The sequence below is a fragment of the Tabrizicola soli genome, assembly GCF_015999335.1.
GTDB lineage: Bacteria > Pseudomonadota > Alphaproteobacteria > Rhodobacterales > Rhodobacteraceae > Tabrizicola > Tabrizicola soli.
Map to the genome: position 1 here is coordinate 70,000 of NZ_JAEACP010000012.1, position 18,327 is coordinate 88,326.

Consider the following 18,327-nt stretch of genomic DNA (forward strand, 5'->3'; position numbering starts at 1 on the left):
GGAATGATGATGACTGCCTATCCTTATGAAGTGCATGACTATGACGTGGTCGTGGTGGGGGCTGGCGGCGCCGGCCTGCGCGCCACGCTCGGCATGGCCGAGCAGGGGCTGCGCACGGCCTGCGTGACCAAGGTCTTCCCGACGCGGTCGCATACCGTGGCGGCGCAGGGCGGGATCGCTGCGTCCCTGGGCAACATGGGCCCGGACAGCTGGCAGTGGCACATGTTCGACACGGTGAAGGGCTCGGACTGGCTGGGCGACACCGATGCGATGGAATACCTCGCGCGGGAGGCGCCGAAGGCGGTCTACGAGCTGGAGCATTACGGCGTTCCGTTCAGCCGCACCGAGGAAGGCAAGATCTACCAGCGCCCCTTCGGCGGCCATACGACCGAGTTCGGCGAGGGCCCGCCGGTGCAGCGCACCTGTGCCGCCGCCGACCGGACCGGACATGCGATCCTGCACACGCTCTATGGGCAAAGCCTGAAGAACAACGCGGAATTCTACATCGAATATTTCGCCATCGACCTGATCATCACCGATGGCGCCTGCACCGGGGTGGTGGCCTGGAAGCTGGACGACGGCACGATCCATGTCTTCAACGCGAAGATGGTGGTCTTGGCGACGGGCGGCTACGGCCGGGCCTATTTCAGCGCGACCTCGGCGCATACCTGCACCGGCGACGGCGGCGGGATGGTGGCGCGGGCCGGGCTGCCGCTGCAGGACATGGAGTTCGTGCAGTTCCACCCGACCGGCATCTATGGCTCGGGCTGCCTGATCACCGAAGGCGCGCGGGGCGAGGGCGGTTATCTGACCAACGCCAATGGCGAGCGGTTCATGGAGCGCTATGCGCCGCATTACAAGGACCTGGCGCCGCGCGACTATGTCAGCCGCTGCATGACGCTGGAGATCCGCGAGGGGCGCGGGGTGGGGGCCCACAAGGACCATATCCACCTGAACCTGTCGCATCTGCCCAAGGAGACGCTGGAGCTGCGCCTGCCCGGCATCAGCGAAAGCGCCCGCATCTTCGCCGGCGTCGACCTGACGAAAGAGCCGATCCCGGTCCTGCCGACGGTGCATTACAACATGGGCGGCATCCCGACGAACTATTGGGGCGAGGTGCTGAACCCGACCGCCGCCAACCCGGATGCGGTCTTCCCCGGCCTGATGGCGGTGGGCGAGGCCGGCTGTGCCTCCGTGCATGGCGCGAACCGGCTGGGGTCCAACTCCCTCATCGACCTGGTGGTCTTCGGCCGGGCGGCGGCGATCCGGGCCGGGCAGGTGGTGGACCGGGACGCAAGCGTTCCGGCGACGAACAAGGCCGGGGTCGACAAGGCGCTGGGCCGTTTCGACGACCTGCGCCACGCCAAGGGCGCGATCCCGACCGCCGAGTTGCGGCTTGAGATGCAGAAGACCATGCAGGCCGATGCGGCCGTCTTCCGCGCCGAGGAGACCCTTGCGGCGGGCGAGACGAAGATGACCGCCATCGCGGGCAAGATGGGCGACCTGAAGGTCACCGACCGCAGCATGGTCTGGAACAGCGACCTGATGGAGACGCTGGAGCTGACCAACCTGATGCCGAACGCGCTGGCGACGATCTACGGCGCGCATGCCCGGACCGAAAGCCGCGGCGCCCATGCGCATGAGGATCACCCGAACCGCGACGATGCGAACTGGCGCAAGCACTCGCTGGCCTGGGTCGAGGGCAACCGGGTGCGGCTGGACTATCGTCCGGTCCATGCCGATCCGCTGACCACCGAGGCCGAGGGCGGGATCCCGCTGGCGAAGATCGCCCCGGCCGAGAGGAAGTTCTGATGCGCGCCGGGGCCGCCTTGCTTGTCCTGCTGGCGCTCTCTGCCTGCGATCCGGCCGAGATGGCCGACAAGGCCGTGCGGCGGACGGCGGAAAGCGTGGTCTTTCCGGTGGTGAACATCGACATGCCGGCCGATCCGGCGCAGGCGGCGACGAATTGCATCCTGGATGCCGCGAGCCCCGACGAGCTGCGGCTTCTGGCGCGCGACGTGGGCGTCGAGGCCGGGACCTCGACCAAGGCCACGATCCGCGATATCGCCCTGCGCCCCGCCGCGCAGGCCTGTTTCTCCGCCCATGCCGTGCCGCCGATCCGGTGATGAAGATGCGGCTGGCCCTGATCCCCTGCCTTCTCCTCCTCGCCTGCGGCCCGATGACCATGGCCGAGGCCGAGCGCCAGTGCTTCGAGCGCGCGCGCCTTGCGCAGCAGCCGCGGGGCACGCTGGGGGTGGGGGTGGGATCGGGCGGACATGCCGCGGGCGCGGTCGAGCTGGAGGTAAGCTCGGACTTCCTGCTCGGCCGTGATCCCTCGGCCATCTACGAGACCTGCGTGATGGCAAGGACGGGCGAGCCGCCCAGCCGTCCGCTTTATGCAAGACCCGACTGGAAAGGCTGATTTCCCATGGTCCAGCTCACCCTGCCCAAGAACTCGAAGATCCGCACCGGCAAGACCTGGCCGAAGCCGGACGGCAAGAACGTCCGCAAGTTCCAGATCTACCGCTGGAACCCCGATGACGGCGAGAACCCGCGGGTCGACACCTATTTCATCGACATGGACCAGTGCGGCCCGATGGTCCTGGACGCGCTGATCAAGATCAAGAACGAGATCGACCCGACCCTGACCTTCCGCCGGTCCTGCCGCGAGGGGATCTGCGGCTCTTGTGCGATGAACATCGACGGGATCAACACCCTGGCCTGCATCTACGGGCTGGACGAGGTGAAGGGCGACGTCCGGATCTATCCCTTGCCGCATATGGAAGTGGTCAAGGACCTGATCCCCGACCTGACGCATTTCTACGCCCAGCACGCCAGCATCATGCCCTGGCTGGAGACCAAGACCAACCGCCCGGCCAAGGAATGGCGGCAGTCGATCGAGGACCGCAAGAAGCTGGACGGGCTTTATGAATGCGTGATGTGCGCCTCGTGCAGCACCGCCTGCCCGTCCTACTGGTGGAACTCGGACCGCTATCTCGGCCCGGCGGCGCTCTTGCATGCCTATCGCTGGATCATCGACAGCCGGGACGAGGCGACGGGGGAGCGGCTGGATGCGCTGGAGGATCCGTTCAAGCTCTATCGCTGCCACACGATCATGAACTGCGCCAAGACCTGCCCCAAGGGGCTGAACCCGGCCAAGGCGATCGCCGAGATCAAGAAGATGATGGTCGAGCGGGTGGTGTAACGCGCCTGTGCCGCTGCTGCTGATCCTGCTGGCGGTTTCGGTCTACCTCTATCTCTGGCTGAGCCGGCGCAAGTCGACCCTGACCCGCAACTGCCGCTGGCGGCTGGACCGGAGCGTCGCGCCGGACTTCTGGCGCTGCGTGGCCTGCGGGGCGACGGCGCGCGGGGCGGAACCGAGGGATTGCCTGCGAGGCAGTCAGGAATAACGCTCCACCGTCGCGGCCTGGTGGTCGTCGTAGCGGTCGCCCCAGGCCCAGCCGACCGGGAGAAGACGGTCGATTTCCGCCCGGTCGTCGTCGGTCAGGGTGATCTCCGGCGCGCCGGACCAGGCCTGCAGGTGCCCGGCCGTGCGGGTGCCCGGAATCGGGATCACATGCGGCCCGCGGTCGAGGAGCCAGGCGAGCGCGACGGCGGCCGGGCTGTGGCCCCGGTCGCGGGCGAAGGCGTGGAAGGCGACGAGCTTGGCGCGGTTATGCGGCCAGTTCCCGGGGTGGAAGCGCGGGATGCGGCTGCGGAACTCGCCCGCGCGGAAGGTCGCGGGATCGGCCATCGGCGTGCCGAAGGCGCCGCGCGCGAGGGGGGAGAAGGGGACGAAGGCCACGTCCAGCTCGGCGCAACGCTGGATCAGGCCCAGTTCCGGCTGGCGGGTCCAGAGCGAATATTCGTTCTGCACCGCCGTCACCGGATGCACCGCATGGGCGCGCTCCAGCGTGTGGGGCGCGATCTCGGACAGGCCGTAGCCCAGGATTTTCCCTTCTTCCTGAAGGCGTTGCATCGTGCCTGCCAGATCCTCGGCCGGGACTTGCGGGTCGTGGCGGTGGGCGTAGAACAGCATCACATGGTCCACGCCAAGTCGCTTCAGAGAACCTTCCAACTCGGCCCGCAGATGTTCCGGCCGGTTGTCGATGCGGCGGGCGGGGTCGTCGGTGAAGGCGGCCTTGGTGGCGAGGTGCGGCCGGTGGCCCCGGCTGCGCAGCCAGGCGCCGATCACCGTTTCGCACAGGCCCTTGCCATAGATGTTCGCGACATCGAGGAAGGTGATCCCGGCCTCCCAGGCGGCGTCCAGCGCGCGCAGGCTCTCGGCCTCGGTCGTGGGGCCGAACATGCCGCCGAAGGACAGGCAGCCGAAGCCGAGGGCCGAGACCATCGGGCCGCGCTGCCCGAGCTGACGCTGTTTCATGCCGCTCTCCCCCCGTTTGGCGGCAAGAGAGGGAAGCGGGCGGGAATGGTCAAGGGGTGACGAAATGTATCCCCTGGAAGCGGGCGCGCAGGGCCTTGGTGCGCGGGGCGACGGTTTCTGGGGCGTTCGAGCGCAGGCCCTCGGCGATTAGCGCGGCGAGAGCGGGGGCGTCGGCCGGGGTGACGCCACGGCGGACGAGCTCGGGCGTGCCGATGCGCAGGCCGTTCAGGTCGCCGGGGACCTCGGCGATGGGCAAGCCGATGCCGCAGGCGAGGAAGCCCGCCTTGCGCAGGGTCTTCGAGGCCGCCTGGCCTCCGCCGAAGGGGGCTGCCTCGATGGCGAACTGGTGCGAGGTGGTGGCGCCCCGGTCGGCGGCAAAGACGGGCAGGCCGAGCTTGGCGAGTTCCGTTGCGAGGGCCCGGGCGAGGTCGACCATGGCCTTGGCATAGGCCCGCCCGTAGTCGCGCCAGTCGAGGAGGGTATAGGCCAGCGCGGCGGATTTGGCGGCGTCGAAATTGGCGGTCAGGCCGGGGAAGGCGATGGCGTCCAGCCGCTCGGCGATCGCGGCGTCATTGGCCAGGATCAGCCCGCCGGCGGGGCCGCCGAGCGACTTGTAGGTGCTCATGGTCATCAGATGCGCGCCCTCGGTGAGCGGGTTGGCCCAGACGCCGCCGGCGATGATGCCGCATTGATGGGCGGCGTCGAACAGGACCTTGGCCCCGACCTGATCGGCGATCTTGCGCACCTCGGCGACGGGGTGCGGGAAGAGGTTGAGGCTGCCGCCGACGGTGATGATCTTTGGGCGGACGGCATGGGCGAGGTCGTGCAGGCCTTTCAGGTCAAGGGTATAGCCATCGGCGTCGATCGGCGCGGGATGGGTGGTCAGGCCGTAGAGGCCCGCACATCCCGCCGCATGGTGGGTGACATGGCCACCGACGGCGCCGGGGGGCGCGATGATGCTGTCGCCGGGTTTCGCCAGCGCCATGAAGCCGTAGAGGTTCGCGAGCGCGCCGGAGGCGACGCGGATCTCGGCGTATTTCGCCTGGAAGACTTCGGCCGCGAGTTCGGCGGCGATGACCTCGATTTCCTCGATGGCCTCCAGCCCCATCTCGTATTTGTCGCCCGGATAGCCGAGCGAGGGGCGCGAGCCGATGCCGGAGGCCAGCGCGGCCTCGGCCCTGGGGTTCATCACATTGGTCGCGGGGTTCAGGTTGAAGCAGTCCTGGTCGTGGATCTCGCGGTTCTGCGCGATCAGATGGTCGAGGCGCCGGGCAACCCCGGCGGAGGGCTGGTCCGCATCGCTGGCGAGGCGCTGGATATGGGTCTCGCAAGCGGCGGGGACCCAGGGGCGGGGGGCGAGATGGGGCATGGCGGTCTCCTTTTGCGGCAGGGTAGGGGGGAGGGGCCTTGCGGGCAAATCAGTTCTGCGGAAAATTAGGGTCAGGAAAGTTAAGCCATGCCCGTCGCGCCGCCGCCCCTGACCCGCCTGCCGCTGAACGCGCTGCGTGCCTTCGAGGCGGCGGCGCGGACGGGGGCTTTCACGCTGGCGGCGGCGGAGCTGGGGGTGACGCCCGGCGCGGTGACGGCGCATGTGAAGGCGCTGGAGGAACGGCTGGGGGCGGCGCTCTTCGAGCGGCAGGCCAGGGGGGTGCGGCTGACCGCGCTGGGGCTGGCGGCGGCCGGGGAACTGACCGGGGCCTTCGACGCGCTGGCCGGGGCCGAGGCTCGCTTGAGGGCGCTGGCCCTGCCGCGCGAGGTGCGTGTCGCGACCCTGCCGGCGATTGCGCAGCTCTGGCTCTCGCCGCGCCTGCCTGCACTAAGGGCCGCCGCGCCGGAGATTTCGGTGTCCATCACCGCGCTGGAGGCGGCTCCGAACCTGAAGCGCAGCCTGCACGACCTGAGCCTGTTTCCGGCCGAAAGCGGGGGCAGGCTGGTTGTGAAGGACGAGCTGTTCCCGGTTTGCGCGCCCGCGCTGGCGGACCGGCTAGCCTGCGTCGCCGATCTGGGCGGGGTGCCCTGTCTGTCGGATTCGTCATGGGCGCGGGACTGGGACATCTGGTTGCAGGCCGTGGGCGAGATTGTGCCGATGCGGGGGCCGGTCTTCTCGCTATATGCGCTGGCGGTGGAAGAGGCGGTGAACGGTGCGGGCGTGCTGATGGGGCACGGGCCGCTGGTGGCGGGGCATCTGGAGCGGGGAACGCTGGTTTCGCCGTTTTCCCAACGGGTTGGCTTGCCCGAAGGGTTCCGGCTGTGGTCGGCACGGCCCCTGAGGAAGGGCAGCGCGGCGGCGCAAGTGGCCAACTTTCTGGTGGAGCCTCTGGGGTAAGCCCAAGAATTTTCTAGAAAATTCTTGGGCCTGGTGTCGTGTTTCGGCTCAGGCGAAGGCCGCCTCCAGCGCGATCTCGATCATCGCGCCGAAGCTTGTCTCGCGTTGGTCCGAAGGCAGCGCCTCGCCGGTGGTGATGTGGTCCGAGACGGTGAGCACCGCCAAGGCGCGGGCACCGTGGCGGGCGGCGAGCATGTAGAGCTCGGCCGCCTCCATCTCGACACCAAGGCAGCCGTGGCGGAGGAGTTGCCCTGTCAGGTCCGGGCGTTCGTCGTAGAAGGTGTCCGAGGAGAAGATTCCGCCGACATGGACCGGCGTGCCCTTGGCGGTCGCGGCGGCGTAGGCCTTTGACAATAGGCCGAAATCGGCGCAAGGGGCGAAGTTCAGCTCCTTGAAGAGGGTGCGCGAGGGCGAGCCTGTCGTGGAGCAGGTCTGCGCCAGGATCACGTCGCGGACCTTGACATGCTCGGGCAGCGCCCCGGCGGAGCCGACGCGGATCAGCGTCCGCGCGCCATAGTCGCGGATCAGTTCATTGGCGTAGATCGAGAGCGACGGCATCCCCATTCCGGTGCCGTGGATGGTGACCCGGTGGCCGCGCCAGCTGCCGGTATAGCCCAGCATCCCGCGCACCTCGTTCACCAGAACGGCGTCGGTGAGGAAAGTCCGGGCCGCCCAGCGGGCGCGGTAGGGATCGCCGGGCAGAAGCACGGTCTCGGCGATCTCGCCGGGTCGGGCAGCGATATGGACGGTCATTCTCTCTCCCCCTCCGGCCGGTCGGGCCCGGCCATTAAGGCGGGGCGCGGGGCGGTCCGCAAGGGGGGCCGTCAGCGCGGATGGGCTGCCAGATGGGCAAAGCTTTCGCGGTTGCCGCAGAAGCTGCATTGCGATGGAACCGGATGCGCGCCGGCCAGCGTCGCGGCGCAGATCGCCCGGTCGGTGCAATGGCCGCAGGTGGTCAGAAGTTCGACCCATTGTTCGTAATCGCGCTTGAGATCCTCCTCGGGCACGCCGAAGACCTTGCCCATGGCGATGACGCGCTCGTTGATGTCGCGCGGCATGCGGAGGAAATCCAGCACCTGATGGCGGCTCAGCCCGAGATCGGCGAAGTCGCGGTCGGAGAGGGCGTTGACCTCCTGCACCTCGTGCAGGCGGTGAAGGAAGGTGCGGATGCGGTCGAACATGGGCGCTGTCCTCGGCCGGGGGTTCGACTTGCAGGATAGGCGGCGCGGAAGGCTGCGCCTTGATTTGCGTCAAGGTCCGGAGCGGCCGCTATTCGGCCGCGACCGCCTCGGGATCGGCCAGCGCCACCAGGTCCAGCATGATCCGGTTCAACTGGAAGTCCTTCGGCGTATAGACCCGGGCCACGCCCATGGCCTGCAGGGTCCTTGCGTCATCCTCGGGGATGATGCCGCCGACGACCAGCGGCGTCCGCGAGAGACCCGCCGCCCGCATCCGCTCCAGCGTCTCGCCGATCAGCGGCAGGTGGCTGCCGGAGAGGATCGACAGGCCGATCACGTCGGGGCGTCTTTCGGCGGCGGCGGCGACGATCTCGTCGGGCGTCAGGCGGATGCCGTCATAGGTGATCTCCATGCCGCAGTCGCGGGCGCGGGCGGCGATCTGCTCGGCGCCGTTGGAATGGCCGTCGAGGCCGGGCTTGCCGAGGAGAAGGCGCATGGGGCGGCCGAGTTTCGTCGCGACCTGCGCCACGGCATCGCGGACCGGCTCCAGCCCCTCGGTGCGGTTGGAGGGGTGTTGGGAGACGCCCGTCGGCGCGCGGTATTCGCCGTAGAGCGCGCGCATCGCGCCGCCCCATTCGCCGGTGGTGACGCCGGCGCGGGCCGCAGCGATGGAGGCGGGCATGATGTTTTCGCCGGTCTGGGCGGCCTTGCGCAGGGCTGCGAGGGCTTCGGCGACCTTCTGCGGGTCGCGTTGCGCGCGCCAGTCGGCGAGGCGGGCGCATTGGTCGGCCTCGGCCCTGGGATCGGCCTGCATGATCGCGCCGTCGCCGGTGGCGAGGGGGGAGGGTTCGGTGGTGGTGAACCTGTTGACGCCGACGACGGTGGTTTCGCCGGATTCGATGCGGGCCAGGCGTTCGGCGTTTGCCTCGACCAGGCGGGATTTCATATAGGCGATGGCGGCGACCGCGCCTCCCATCGCGTCGATATGGGCAAGTTCCTCAAGGGCTCCGGCCTTCAGCGCGTCGACCTTGCGGTCCACGGCCGGGTTGCCGTCGAAGAGATCGTCGTATTCCAGAAGGTCGGTCTCATAGGCCAGAATCTGCTGCATCCGCAGCGACCATTGCTGGTCGAAGGGGCGCGGCAGGCCGAGCGCCTCGTTCCAGGCCGGAAGCTGGACGGCGCGGGCCCGGGCGTTTTTGGACAGGGTGACGGCCAGCATTTCCAGGAGGATGCGGTAGACGTTGTTCTCTGGCTGCTGTTCGGTGAGGCCGAGGGAGTTGACCTGAACGCCATAGCGGAAGCGGCGGAAGCGGGCGTCGGCGATGCCGTAACGGGTTTCCAGAAGCTCGTCCCAGAGCGCGGTGAAGGCGCGCATCTTGCACAGCTCGGTCACGAAGCGGATGCCGGCATTGACGAAAAACGACATTCTGCCGGCCATGGCGGGGAAATCCCCGGCCGGGACTTTCACTTTCAGATCATCCAGCACCGCGCAGGCGGTGGCGAGCGCGAAGGCCAGTTCCTGCTCCGGCGTGGCCCCGGCTTCCTGCAGGTGGTAGGAACAGACGTTCATCGGGTTCCACTTCGGCAGGTGCCTGCCGGTATAGGCCGCGACATCGGTGATCAGGCGCAAGGAGGGCTGCGGCGGCAGGATGTAGGTGCCGCGGCTGAGGTATTCCTTGATGATGTCGTTCTGGACCGTGCCCTGGAGTTTGGCGACATCGGCCCCCTGCTCCTCGGCCACGGCGATATAGAGCGCCAGGAGCCAGGGGGCGGTGGCGTTGATCGTCATCGAGGTGTTCATCTGTTCCAGCGGGATCTCCGCGAACAGCGCACGCATGTCGCCGAGATGCGCGACGGGGACGCCGACCTTGCCGACCTCGCCGCGCGAGCGGGGGTCGTCGCTGTCATAGCCGGTCTGCGTCGGCAGGTCGAAGGCGACCGACAACCCGGTCTGCCCCTTGGCCAGGTTGGTGCGGTAAAGCGCGTTCGAGGCCGCGGCGGTGGAATGGCCGGCGTAGGTGCGGAAGAGCCAGGGGGCGTCTTTGGCGGGCGGAGTCATGGCGGCACCTTCAGGCAAGATAATTCCCTTGCGGCCAACCTAATCGGAATAAACTTGCGCGTCCAGATGCTGCACTGCAAAAAGATCGGGTCGGAACCTGGTGGATTCCGGCCCGGAAGGCGGTCTCAATCCGCTGCGAAGCAGTAGAGGAGACCATCGCCGCCGGTGCCCTGCAGCGCCTCGATCCCGCAGCCGCCGCGCGAGGCATGCGACGAATTCCAGGACTTTGCGGCATCGGACTCGTCGAGGCCCATCCGGTCGTGATGACCGACCATGCCGGCGGTTTCGGCCGCGTCGCTGGTCCAGTCCTCGCAGGTCTGGCCGGCGGCGACGGTGCCGTCGGGCAGCGAGCCGGTCAGGATGTCGTGGCGGTTCGGTTCGTCACCGCGCCCGTTCACCACCTCGCCCTTCTCGTTCAGCGCGGTGTCCTTGGTGATGGCGTTGTCCGGCCCGTGCAGCGCATCGAGGCTTTCCGCGATGGTCACGCCGGCGGCGTTCACCCAGGGGCCGGCACCGATCCGGTCGCGGGCGTTCTCGGTCGAGGTCGAGAGGTAGGCCCGCCAGGTCTTGCCGGTGGCGCCGGCGGCCTCGGCCAGCGCGGCGCAATGGGCATCGGCCCCGGCGAGGCCGCCCAGGTTGCCGCCATTGCCGGGGTTCTGGCTGGTGACGAAGAAGCTCATGCCGGAATCCTGCGCCTGCGCGGCGGCGGTCGCGGCCAGCGCGACGCCGAATGCCAGGCCGATGGTTCTGATCCTCATCTGCCGTCTCCTTTCTGCTGGGGCCGGGGTCATTGCCCGGCGCCGAGAGGGTAGCACGGCCCCCGGCGCATCCATTTGTCACGCCTTGGTGAAGCGGCGATCCCCGCCGGGGATCATCGCTGTGGCGGGGCGGGCGCCGTTCCGCTAAGCCTTGGAAAAGCGGAGCGGAGGGCGCTACCCCGGCATGCTGAGAACCGTGGAACTGCCTCTCTGGCTTTTGGTTCTGATCCTGGGCTTCGCCGCGGTCAGCTTTGCCACGCATTTCCTCTTCCCCTCGGTCCGCTGGGTGTTCCGGCGGCGGGCCGAGCGGGCGCTGGCGCGGCTGAATGCCCGGCTGGACCGGAAGATCGACCTGTTCAAGCTGGCCGAGCATGCCGACATGGTGGCCCGGCTGGCCTATGACCGGCAGGTGGTCGAGGCGGCGATGGCGCATGCGGCGGAAACCGGGGTGCCGGGCGAGGTCGCCTTCGAGGAGGCGCGGCGCTATGCGCGCGAGATCGTGCCGGGGTTCTCGGCGACGGTCTATTTCGGCTTCGGCACGAGGGCGGCCAAATGGTTGAGCCGGCTTCTGTTCCGGGTGCGGGTCGGCAAGGTGGATCAGGCGCTGGCGCGGATCGACCCGAAGGCCACGGTGATCTTCGTGATGAACCACCGCTCGAACCTGGACTACGTGCTGGTGACCTGGCTGGTCGCGGGGCGCTCGGCGGTCAGCTATGCGGTGGGGGAATGGGCGCGGGTCTGGCCGCTGAGCGCGCTGATCCGGTCGATGGGGGCCTATTTCATCCGGCGCGGCAGCCGCAACGCGCTCTATCGCAAGGTGCTGGCGCGCTATGTGCAGATGGCGACCGAGGCGGGGACGACGCAGGCGATCTTCCCCGAGGGCGGGCTGTCGCTGGACGGGCGGGTCGGGCCGGCGAAACTGGGGCTTCTGAGCTATGTCGTGGAGGGCTGGAACCCCGGCGAGCGGGACGTGGTCTTCGTGCCGGTGGGGCTGGCCTATGACCGGGTGCTGGAGGATCGGGTGCTGGTCGAGGCGGCCAAGGCCGGGACGCGACGGTTCCGCAACCGGCCGCTCTGGGTGGCCTGGCACGCGGCCCGCTTCCTCTGGGCGCGGTTCCGGGGCCGGACCAGGGGCTTCGGCACCGCGGCGGCGGGGTTTGGCGCCCCGGTCAGCCTGCGCGAGCATCTGGCGGCGGGCGGGACGGTGGATTCGCTGGGAGAGCGACTGATGGCGGCAATCGCGTCGGTCGTGCCGGTCCTGCCGGTGCCGCTGGTGGCCAGGGCGCTGGGCGAAGGGGTCGCCGGCCGCGAGGAGCTTCTGGGGCGGATCGAGGCTCTGGTCGCGCGGCTGACGGCGGCCGGAACGGTGCTGAAGCTGCCGCCGCAGGGGCTGGCGGTCACGCTGGACGAGGGGCTGGCGCCGTTGCAACGCCGGGGGTTGGTGGGGGCGGACCTGCGGCCGCTGCCGGGCGCGCGGCCGCTTCTGGACTTTTATGCCGCCTCGGTTCCGGCGCCCTGACCGCTGCTGCGATGCGGCAGACATAAAATTACAAGAAATGGCGATCATACTATTGCATTGTTGCGCGATGAAAGTTTAGCTGCAGGAAACGGCGCGGCGATTCTGCGGCGCGGCATCTGGCTGGAGGCTCTGTTGGCTTTGGATACGCAAAACGCACCCGTGATCTACGACGCTCCGAAGAAGGACCTGTACGAACTGGGCGAGATGCCGCCGCTCGGCCATGTGCCGGCGAAGATGTATGCCTGGGCGATCCGCCGCGACCGGCATGGGCCGCCCGAGCAGGCGATGGTGCAGGAGGTCGTCGACACCTGGAAGATCGACAGCCACGAGGTGCTGGTCCTGGTGATGGCGGCAGGCGTCAACTACAACGGGGTCTGGGCCGGACTGGGCCAGCCGATTTCCCCCTTCGACGGGCACAAGGCGGCCTATCACATCGCGGGTTCGGATGCCGCGGGCATCGTCTGGGCGGTCGGCGACAAGGTGAAGCGCTGGAAGGTCGGCGACGAGGTGGTGATCCACTGCAACCAGGACGACGGTGACGACGAGGAGTGCAACGGCGGCGACCCGATGTTCTCGCCCTCCCAGCGGATCTGGGGCTACGAGACACCGGACGGCAGCTTCAGCCAGTTCACCCGGGTGCAGGCGCAGCAGCTGATGCCACGGCCGCGCCACCTGACCTGGGAGGAATCGGCCTGCTACACCCTGACGCTGGCGACGGCCTACCGGATGCTCTTCGGCCATGCGCCGCACGATTTGCAACCGGGGCAGAACGTGCTGGTCTGGGGGGCGTCGGGAGGCCTTGGCTCCTATGCGATCCAGCTGATCAACACGGCGGGGGCGAATGCGATCGGGGTGATCAGCGACGAATCCAAGCGAGATTTCGTGATGTCGCTGGGCGCCAAGGGCGTGATCAACCGCAACGAGTTCAAGTGCTGGGGGCAACTGCCGAAGGTGAACTCCGAAGAATACAACGCCTGGCTGAAGGAGGCGCGCCGCTTCGGCAAGGCGATCTGGGACATCACCGGCAAGGGCGTGAACGTCGACATGGTGTTCGAGCATCCGGGCGAGGCGACCTTCCCGGTCTCGTCGCTGGTCTGCAAGAAAGGCGGCATGGTGGTGATCTGCGCCGGGACCAGCGGATTCAACTGCACCTTCGACGTGCGCTACATGTGGATGCACCAGAAGCGTCTGCAGGGCAGCCATTTCGCGCATCTGAAGCAGGCGGCGGCGGCCAACAAGCTGATGTGCGAGCGCAGGCTCGACCCCTGCATGTCCGAGGTCTTCCCCTGGGCCGAGATCCCGCGCGCCCATACGCTGATGTGGAAGAACCAGCACAAGCCCGGCAACATGGCGGTGCTGGTGCAGGCGCCGCGTACCGGCCTTCGGACCTTTGCGGACACGCTGGAGGCGAGTGAGGGCCGTTGATCCACAACCGTTAATCTTGGATTTACCCGCGGCGGCGAACCTGTCGCCGCGGGGTTGCCTGACCCGGGCCCTCTGGCGTTGCCGTGGGGACGGGTGCAGTCTCTCGGCCGCCACAAGCTGGATCGACCCGAGGGGTTCATGCGCCACGACTGGATTTTCGCTGTGCTGTCGGACCTGCACGCCTATGCCGAAAGCAATGACCTGCAAGGGCTGGCCCTGAAGCTTGAGGAGACGCTGGCAATGGCACGCTGGGAGGTGGCCCCGGCTGATGGCGAGGACAGCCCCGATCCGCCGCACCTGTCCCGGCCTGCGCATTGACCTTACGCCCGGCGCGCGAAGCGGCTAGGTTGCGGCAATGCAACTGCCCGCGCTGACCTTTTCCGACGACCAGGCCGAGGCCTATGACCGCCTGGCCGCCGCCCTTCTGGGGGCGGGGATCGACCTGGCCGAGGGCGCGCTTGCCCCCGCGGCCGAGGGCCGGACGAGCGTGCTGGCGGTGGTGGGCAAGGCCGGCTCGGGCAAGACCATGCTGCTGGCCGAGCTTTACAAGGGCCTGAAGGCGGCCGGGGTCGAGGTGATCTCGGGCGATTACGAGGGCAGGAAGCGCAAGGACCGCCGGACGCTGGCGATCCTCGCCCCGACGAACAAGGCGGCCAGCGTGTTGCGGCTGCGCGGGGTGCCGGCGACGACGATCCACCGCATCCTCTACACCCCGGTCTATGACCCGGAATACGAGAAGATCGCCGAATGGCTGGCCGGGACCGGGACGCGGCCGGTGGCAGGCAACCTGGCCATCGCGGGCCTGACCGACCTGGCGCTGGACCGGGCGCATGCCTTCTACCAGCAGGTCGCCTCGATCCCCGGCGCGCTGGCGGCGGCGGGGCTGAAGGGCAGCGATTTCATCAAGGGCTGGAAGCGGCGGGAAGAGCCGCTGGACGTGGGTTTCGTCGATGAATCCTCGATGCTGGACGAACGCCAGTTCGAGGACCTGCGCGAGATCTTCCCGACGCTGGTCCTGTTCGGCGATCCGGCGCAGCTGGCGCCGGTCGGGCAGTCGGGCGAGATGGTGTTCGACCGCCTCGCCGAAGGGCGCAAGCTGATCCTGCACCGCATCCACCGCCAGACGCAGGACAACCCGATCCTGGACCTGGCCCATGCGCTGGCCGACGAGGGCCTGGGGTTCGAGGATTTCGAGGCGCTGGTGCGGGAAAAGGCCCGCGCCGACGACCGGGTGGTCTGGGCCGAGCGGGTGGAGGCGGGGCTGATGGCGCGCTCTCCGGTCCTCGTCTGGCGCAATGCCACGCGGGTGCGGCTGATCCAGGCCTTCCGCAACGCCTATGGCGCGCCCGAGGACCGGCTTCTGCCGGGCGAGCCGCTGATCTGCGACGGGATCGAGCTGCCGCTGAAGCATCGCAAGAAGCGCATCGACCTCGAGGCGCGGGGCCTGATCAAGGGCGCGCAGGTGATCTATCTGGGCGAGGGCACCCGCGAGGGCTTTGCCCGGCTGCATGTGATCGGCGCCGAGGAACCGCAGCTCTCGGCGGCCAGTATCATCAAGATCGAGAAACCCGAGGAGGAGGAACCCTTCATTCCGCATGCCGCGCGGATGGGGGCGACCTTCCTGCATGGTGCGGCGGTGACGATCCACAAGGCGCAGGGCAGTCAGTGGGAGGAGGTGCAGGTCTTCGCACCGGACCTTTCCGCCGCCGCCTGGTCGGGCCGGTCCGAGGCCGGGGTGCCGCTCTGGAAGCGGCTGGCCTATGTCGCGATCACCAGGGCGCAGACCCGGCTTTACTGGGTGGTCCGCAATCGCCTCGCCCGGCCGCAGGCGCCGCTGTCGATCGAGGACCTGAAGCGCCCGGCGGCCCCCCTGGCGCTGGACGCGGGGGAGTAGCCAAAATTTTTCGTCGAAAAATTTTGGCCCCTGCTGTTCAGCTTGCGCGGCAACTGGCCTATCCTTCGCGCAAAGAAGGAGCTTCCGCATGGCTTTGGTTTTCGTCCAGTTCCGCTGCACCCCCGGCCAGACCTACGAGGTCGCCGATGCGATCTGGGACCGTGAGGTAGTGAGCGAGCTTTACTCGACCAGCGGCGATTACGACCTGATCGCCAAGGTCTATATCCCCGACGACCAGGACGTGGGCCATTACCTGTCGTCCCGGCTGTTCGACATTCCGGGCATCCAGCGGACGCTGACCACGATGACCTTCAAGGCGTTTTGAGCGGTGGCAGCCGCCGGGGGTTTCACACCCCCGGACCCCCGTGGAGTACTTGCGCCAAGAGGAAGCCGCTGGGCCGGGGTCAGAGCCAGTCGGCGCGGCCCGTTCCCACGGCCTCCGCGACGCTGGCAAAGCCGTCGCGGGCGAGGAGCGCGTCGAGGTCCCGCGCGATCCGGGGGATGAGCGAGATTCCTTCGTAGACCATGGCGGTGTAAAGCTGCACCGCCGAGGCCCCGGCGCGGATCTTCTGATAGGCCTGTTCGGCTGTCGCGACGCCGCCGACCCCGATCAGGGGCAGCCCGCCCTCGGTCAGCTGCGACAGTTGCGCCAGCACCCGGGTGGACTTTTCAAACAAAGGTGCGCCGGAAAGCCCGCCCTGCTGTTCTTGATTTGCGGATTTCAAACCTTCGCGCGAAAGCGTGGTGTTGGTGGCGATGATGCCGGAAAGGCCCGACTGCAGGGCCACCCCGGCGATCTGCGCCAACTCGCCCTGGGTCAGATCGGGGGCGATCTTCAGGAAGATGGGGATCGGGCGCGGCAGGGCGGCGCGGGCCGCCATCACTCCGGCAAGGAGGGCCGACAGGGCGGCGGGGCCCTGCAGGTCGCGCAGTTTCTCGGTATTGGGCGAGCTGACGTTGACCGTCGCGAAATCGACATGCGGGCCGCAGAGCGCCAGCACGCGGGCGAAATCGGCGGCGCGGTTCTCGGAGGTCTTGTTCGCGCCAAGGTTCAGCCCGACCGGAACCGGGCCCGGGGTGCGTCGGGCAAGACGGGCGGCGATCACCTCGGCGCCCGCGTTGTTGAAGCCGAAGCGGTTGATCGCTGCGCGGTCCTCGGTCAGCCGGAACAGGCGCGGGCGCGGATTGCCGGGCTGCGGCAGGGGGGTGGCGGCGCCCACCTCGATGAAGCCGAAGCCCGCGCGCGAGAGGGGGGCGATCGCCTCGGCGTTCTTGTCGTAACCCGCCGCAAGGCCCACCGGGTTCGGCAGCGCCAGACCCGCAAGCCTGGTCGCCAGTCGGGGCGAGGTCACCGGGCCGGGCAGCGGGGCCAGGCCCGACCGCAGCGCGCGGAGCGACAGGCCATGCGCGCGCTCGGGGTCGATCCGGTGCAGAAGCGCGAGGCCCGCGTGTTCCAGGAGGCTCACAGCAGGCCCTCGGGGAAGATGTGGCCGGAGGCGCCCAGCGGCAGGGACTTGTCCCAGACCACCTCCTCCAGGCGGAGCGGCCGGTAGAGATGCGGGAAGAGCTGTCCGCCCCGCGAAGGCTCCCATTTCAGTTCCGGACCCAGCCGGTCGGGGTCGAAGGCCACCAGCACCAGGTCGCTTTCGCTGGCGAACCATTTGGCGGCGGTCTCGGCGACCTGGGCGGGGGTCGAGAAATGGATGAAGCCGTCGGCAAGGTCCACCGGCGCGCCCAGCGTCTGGCCGGCGGCGCGGAAGGCATCCCATTCGGAGCGGCGGAGGATCTTGAGGATGAGCATGGCTGCCGAATAGCGAAGCTTGGGGATGCTGGCAATGGAGCCCGTCACCCGGCGCCTGTCTGCGGCGGCTCACAGCCGGAAAATGGGACACGGCGCGCTGGCACGCCGTGTCCCTTGTTGCTGGGCGTCAGTTGTTCTTGCCCTTGCCGTTGCCATTGCCCTGGCCGGGGTTGCTGGGATCGACGCCGTCCGGATCGTTGCCGTGGCCGTTGTCGTCGTGGCTTCCAGAGTTGTCATTGCCCTGGCCCTGGCTGCCACCGTCGTTACCGTTACCGTTACCGTTACCGTTAGCGTTACCGTTACCGTTACCGTTACCGTTACCGTTACCGTTACCGTTACCGTTACCCTGGCCGGGGTTGCCATTGCCCTGGCCGGGGTTGCTGGGATCGACGCCGCCCGGATCGTTGCCGTGGCCATTGTCGTCATGGCTTCCCGAGTTGTCGTTGCCTTGGCCTTGGCCCTGATTGCCGTTACCGTTACCGTTACCGTTACCGTTACCGTTACCCTGGCCCGGATTGCCATTGCCTTGACCCGGATTGCTGGGATCGACGCCGCCCGGATCATTGCCGTGGCCGTTGTCGTCCTTGTCGCCGTCCGAATTGTCGGGCTCACCGCCACCCTGGCCCGGATTGCCGGGATCGACGCCGCCGGGGTCATTGCCGTGGCCGTTGTTCCCATCGTCTGGGGACGGGTCCGGAGTCTGTTCAGGCTCCGGTTGCGGGGTGGGGTCCGGCTCCTGGGTGACGTCCTGTCCGGGCGTCGGCAGAGGATCCGGCTTGGTACCCGGTCCGACTGGCTGGCGGGAGGGCGCATTGTGGTCGCCCGAACCTTGGGCGCAATCCGACCTCATCCATCCTTCGTCATTTTTATCCTTGGTGTCGGAATAATGACACTCATTAGGACCTTTTGTTTCCGCACTGGCACTCAACGCAATCGTAACGAAAGTACACGCAAGCAGCAATTGTTTCATTGCTTTTCCTTTC

The 18,327-nt window shown here is 68.2% G+C and carries 20 protein-coding genes; 11 read left to right on the plus strand and 9 right to left on the minus strand.

Annotated elements, in window-relative coordinates; all coding sequences use genetic code 11:
* Positions 1–9: 9 nt before the first annotated feature.
* The 5 genes from sdhA to I7S92_RS12655 are packed head-to-tail and all read left to right on the plus strand — an operon-like array spanning position 10 to position 3,410.
* The gene (sdhA, locus tag I7S92_RS12635; protein ID WP_197644814.1) at positions 10–1,812 is read left to right on the plus strand and encodes a succinate dehydrogenase flavoprotein subunit; all 1,803 of its coding nucleotides are present in this window, start codon (positions 10–12) and stop codon (positions 1,810–1,812) included.
* Complete coding sequence (locus I7S92_RS12640) at positions 1,812–2,126, plus strand: hypothetical protein (RefSeq protein WP_197644816.1); 315 nt, start codon at positions 1,812–1,814, stop codon at positions 2,124–2,126. Before sdhA ends, I7S92_RS12640 begins: the two co-directional genes overlap by 1 nt.
* Entirely contained in the window at positions 2,126–2,422 is a 297-nt protein-coding gene (locus I7S92_RS12645; RefSeq protein WP_242070199.1) for a hypothetical protein, read from the plus strand. The genes I7S92_RS12640 and I7S92_RS12645 overlap by 1 nt, the downstream gene beginning before the upstream one ends.
* Before the next feature lie 6 nt (positions 2,423–2,428).
* Positions 2,429–3,205 (plus strand): succinate dehydrogenase iron-sulfur subunit, encoded by a 777-nt coding sequence (locus I7S92_RS12650; RefSeq protein ID WP_197644819.1) that lies wholly within the window; start codon positions 2,429–2,431, stop codon positions 3,203–3,205.
* Positions 3,206–3,212: 7 nt separating this feature from the next.
* The gene (locus tag I7S92_RS12655; RefSeq protein ID WP_197644821.1) at positions 3,213–3,410 is read left to right on the plus strand and encodes a hypothetical protein; all 198 of its coding nucleotides are present in this window, start codon (positions 3,213–3,215) and stop codon (positions 3,408–3,410) included.
* Here the strand turns inward: I7S92_RS12655 and I7S92_RS12660 are convergent.
* Positions 3,401–4,384, minus strand: a complete 984-nt coding sequence (locus tag I7S92_RS12660) for an aldo/keto reductase (RefSeq protein WP_197644824.1) — start codon at positions 4,382–4,384, stop codon at positions 3,401–3,403. The two genes, I7S92_RS12655 and I7S92_RS12660, sit on opposite strands and share 10 nt — an antisense overlap.
* A 49-nt stretch (positions 4,385–4,433) precedes the next feature.
* Positions 4,434–5,753: a serine hydroxymethyltransferase gene (gene glyA, locus I7S92_RS12665; RefSeq protein ID WP_197644827.1), complete on the minus strand. Its 1,320-nt coding sequence runs from the start codon at positions 5,751–5,753 to the stop codon at positions 4,434–4,436.
* An 87-nt stretch (positions 5,754–5,840) separates the two neighbouring features.
* Between glyA and I7S92_RS12670 the strand changes: the two genes are divergently transcribed.
* On the plus strand, positions 5,841–6,710 hold the full coding sequence (locus I7S92_RS12670; protein WP_197644830.1) for a LysR family transcriptional regulator: 870 nt from the start codon (positions 5,841–5,843) through the stop codon (positions 6,708–6,710).
* A gap of 48 nt (positions 6,711–6,758) precedes the next feature.
* Here I7S92_RS12670 and deoD read toward each other — a convergent pair whose 3' ends face one another.
* The 4 genes from deoD to I7S92_RS12690 form a co-directional block, all read right to left on the minus strand.
* Positions 6,759–7,463 carry a purine-nucleoside phosphorylase gene (gene deoD / locus I7S92_RS12675; protein ID WP_197644832.1) on the minus strand — a complete coding sequence of 235 codons (705 nt, stop codon included), beginning with the start codon at positions 7,461–7,463 and terminating at the stop codon, positions 6,759–6,761.
* Positions 7,464–7,534: 71 nt separating this feature from the next.
* A complete protein-coding gene (locus I7S92_RS12680; protein ID WP_197644835.1) occupies positions 7,535–7,891 on the minus strand; it encodes a DUF6455 family protein in 357 nt (118 codons plus the stop codon).
* 88 nt (positions 7,892–7,979) lie between these two features.
* Complete coding sequence (locus tag I7S92_RS12685; RefSeq protein WP_197644839.1) at positions 7,980–9,947, minus strand: protein meaA; 1,968 nt, start codon at positions 9,945–9,947, stop codon at positions 7,980–7,982.
* 125 nt (positions 9,948–10,072) lie between these two features.
* Positions 10,073–10,705: a hypothetical protein gene (locus I7S92_RS12690; protein ID WP_197644841.1), complete on the minus strand. Its 633-nt coding sequence runs from the start codon at positions 10,703–10,705 to the stop codon at positions 10,073–10,075.
* A 184-nt stretch (positions 10,706–10,889) separates the two neighbouring features.
* Here I7S92_RS12690 and I7S92_RS12695 point away from each other — a divergent pair, with 184 nt between their 5' ends.
* From I7S92_RS12695 to I7S92_RS12715, 5 genes are all read left to right on the plus strand, one after another.
* Complete coding sequence (locus I7S92_RS12695) at positions 10,890–12,224, plus strand: 1-acyl-sn-glycerol-3-phosphate acyltransferase (RefSeq protein ID WP_197644842.1); 1,335 nt, start codon at positions 10,890–10,892, stop codon at positions 12,222–12,224.
* A gap of 132 nt (positions 12,225–12,356) precedes the next feature.
* Complete coding sequence (gene ccrA / locus I7S92_RS12700) at positions 12,357–13,649, plus strand: crotonyl-CoA carboxylase/reductase (RefSeq protein ID WP_197644844.1); 1,293 nt, start codon at positions 12,357–12,359, stop codon at positions 13,647–13,649.
* A gap of 93 nt (positions 13,650–13,742) precedes the next feature.
* Positions 13,743–13,967 (plus strand): hypothetical protein, encoded by a 225-nt coding sequence (locus I7S92_RS12705; RefSeq protein ID WP_242070200.1) that lies wholly within the window; start codon positions 13,743–13,745, stop codon positions 13,965–13,967.
* A 37-nt stretch (positions 13,968–14,004) separates the two neighbouring features.
* Positions 14,005–15,543, plus strand: coding sequence for an ATP-dependent DNA helicase (locus I7S92_RS12710; protein WP_197644845.1), 1,539 nt, complete (start codon positions 14,005–14,007; stop codon positions 15,541–15,543).
* Positions 15,544–15,631: 88 nt separating this feature from the next.
* Positions 15,632–15,868: an Lrp/AsnC ligand binding domain-containing protein gene (locus I7S92_RS12715; RefSeq protein WP_197644846.1), complete on the plus strand. Its 237-nt coding sequence runs from the start codon at positions 15,632–15,634 to the stop codon at positions 15,866–15,868.
* A 79-nt stretch (positions 15,869–15,947) separates the two neighbouring features.
* On the opposite strand, the gene I7S92_RS12720 is transcribed toward I7S92_RS12715, so the two are convergent.
* The 3 genes from I7S92_RS12720 to I7S92_RS12730 form a co-directional block, all read right to left on the minus strand.
* Positions 15,948–17,009 (minus strand): quinone-dependent dihydroorotate dehydrogenase, encoded by a 1,062-nt coding sequence (locus I7S92_RS12720; RefSeq protein WP_197644847.1) that lies wholly within the window; start codon positions 17,007–17,009, stop codon positions 15,948–15,950.
* On the minus strand, positions 17,006–17,344 hold the full coding sequence (locus tag I7S92_RS12725) for a DUF952 domain-containing protein (RefSeq protein ID WP_197644848.1): 339 nt from the start codon (positions 17,342–17,344) through the stop codon (positions 17,006–17,008). Before I7S92_RS12725 ends, I7S92_RS12720 begins: the two co-directional genes overlap by 4 nt.
* Before the next feature lie 127 nt (positions 17,345–17,471).
* Positions 17,472–18,314, minus strand: a complete 843-nt coding sequence (locus tag I7S92_RS12730) for an MSCRAMM family adhesin (protein WP_197644849.1) — start codon at positions 18,312–18,314, stop codon at positions 17,472–17,474.
* Between the last annotated feature and the right edge of the window lie 13 nt (positions 18,315–18,327).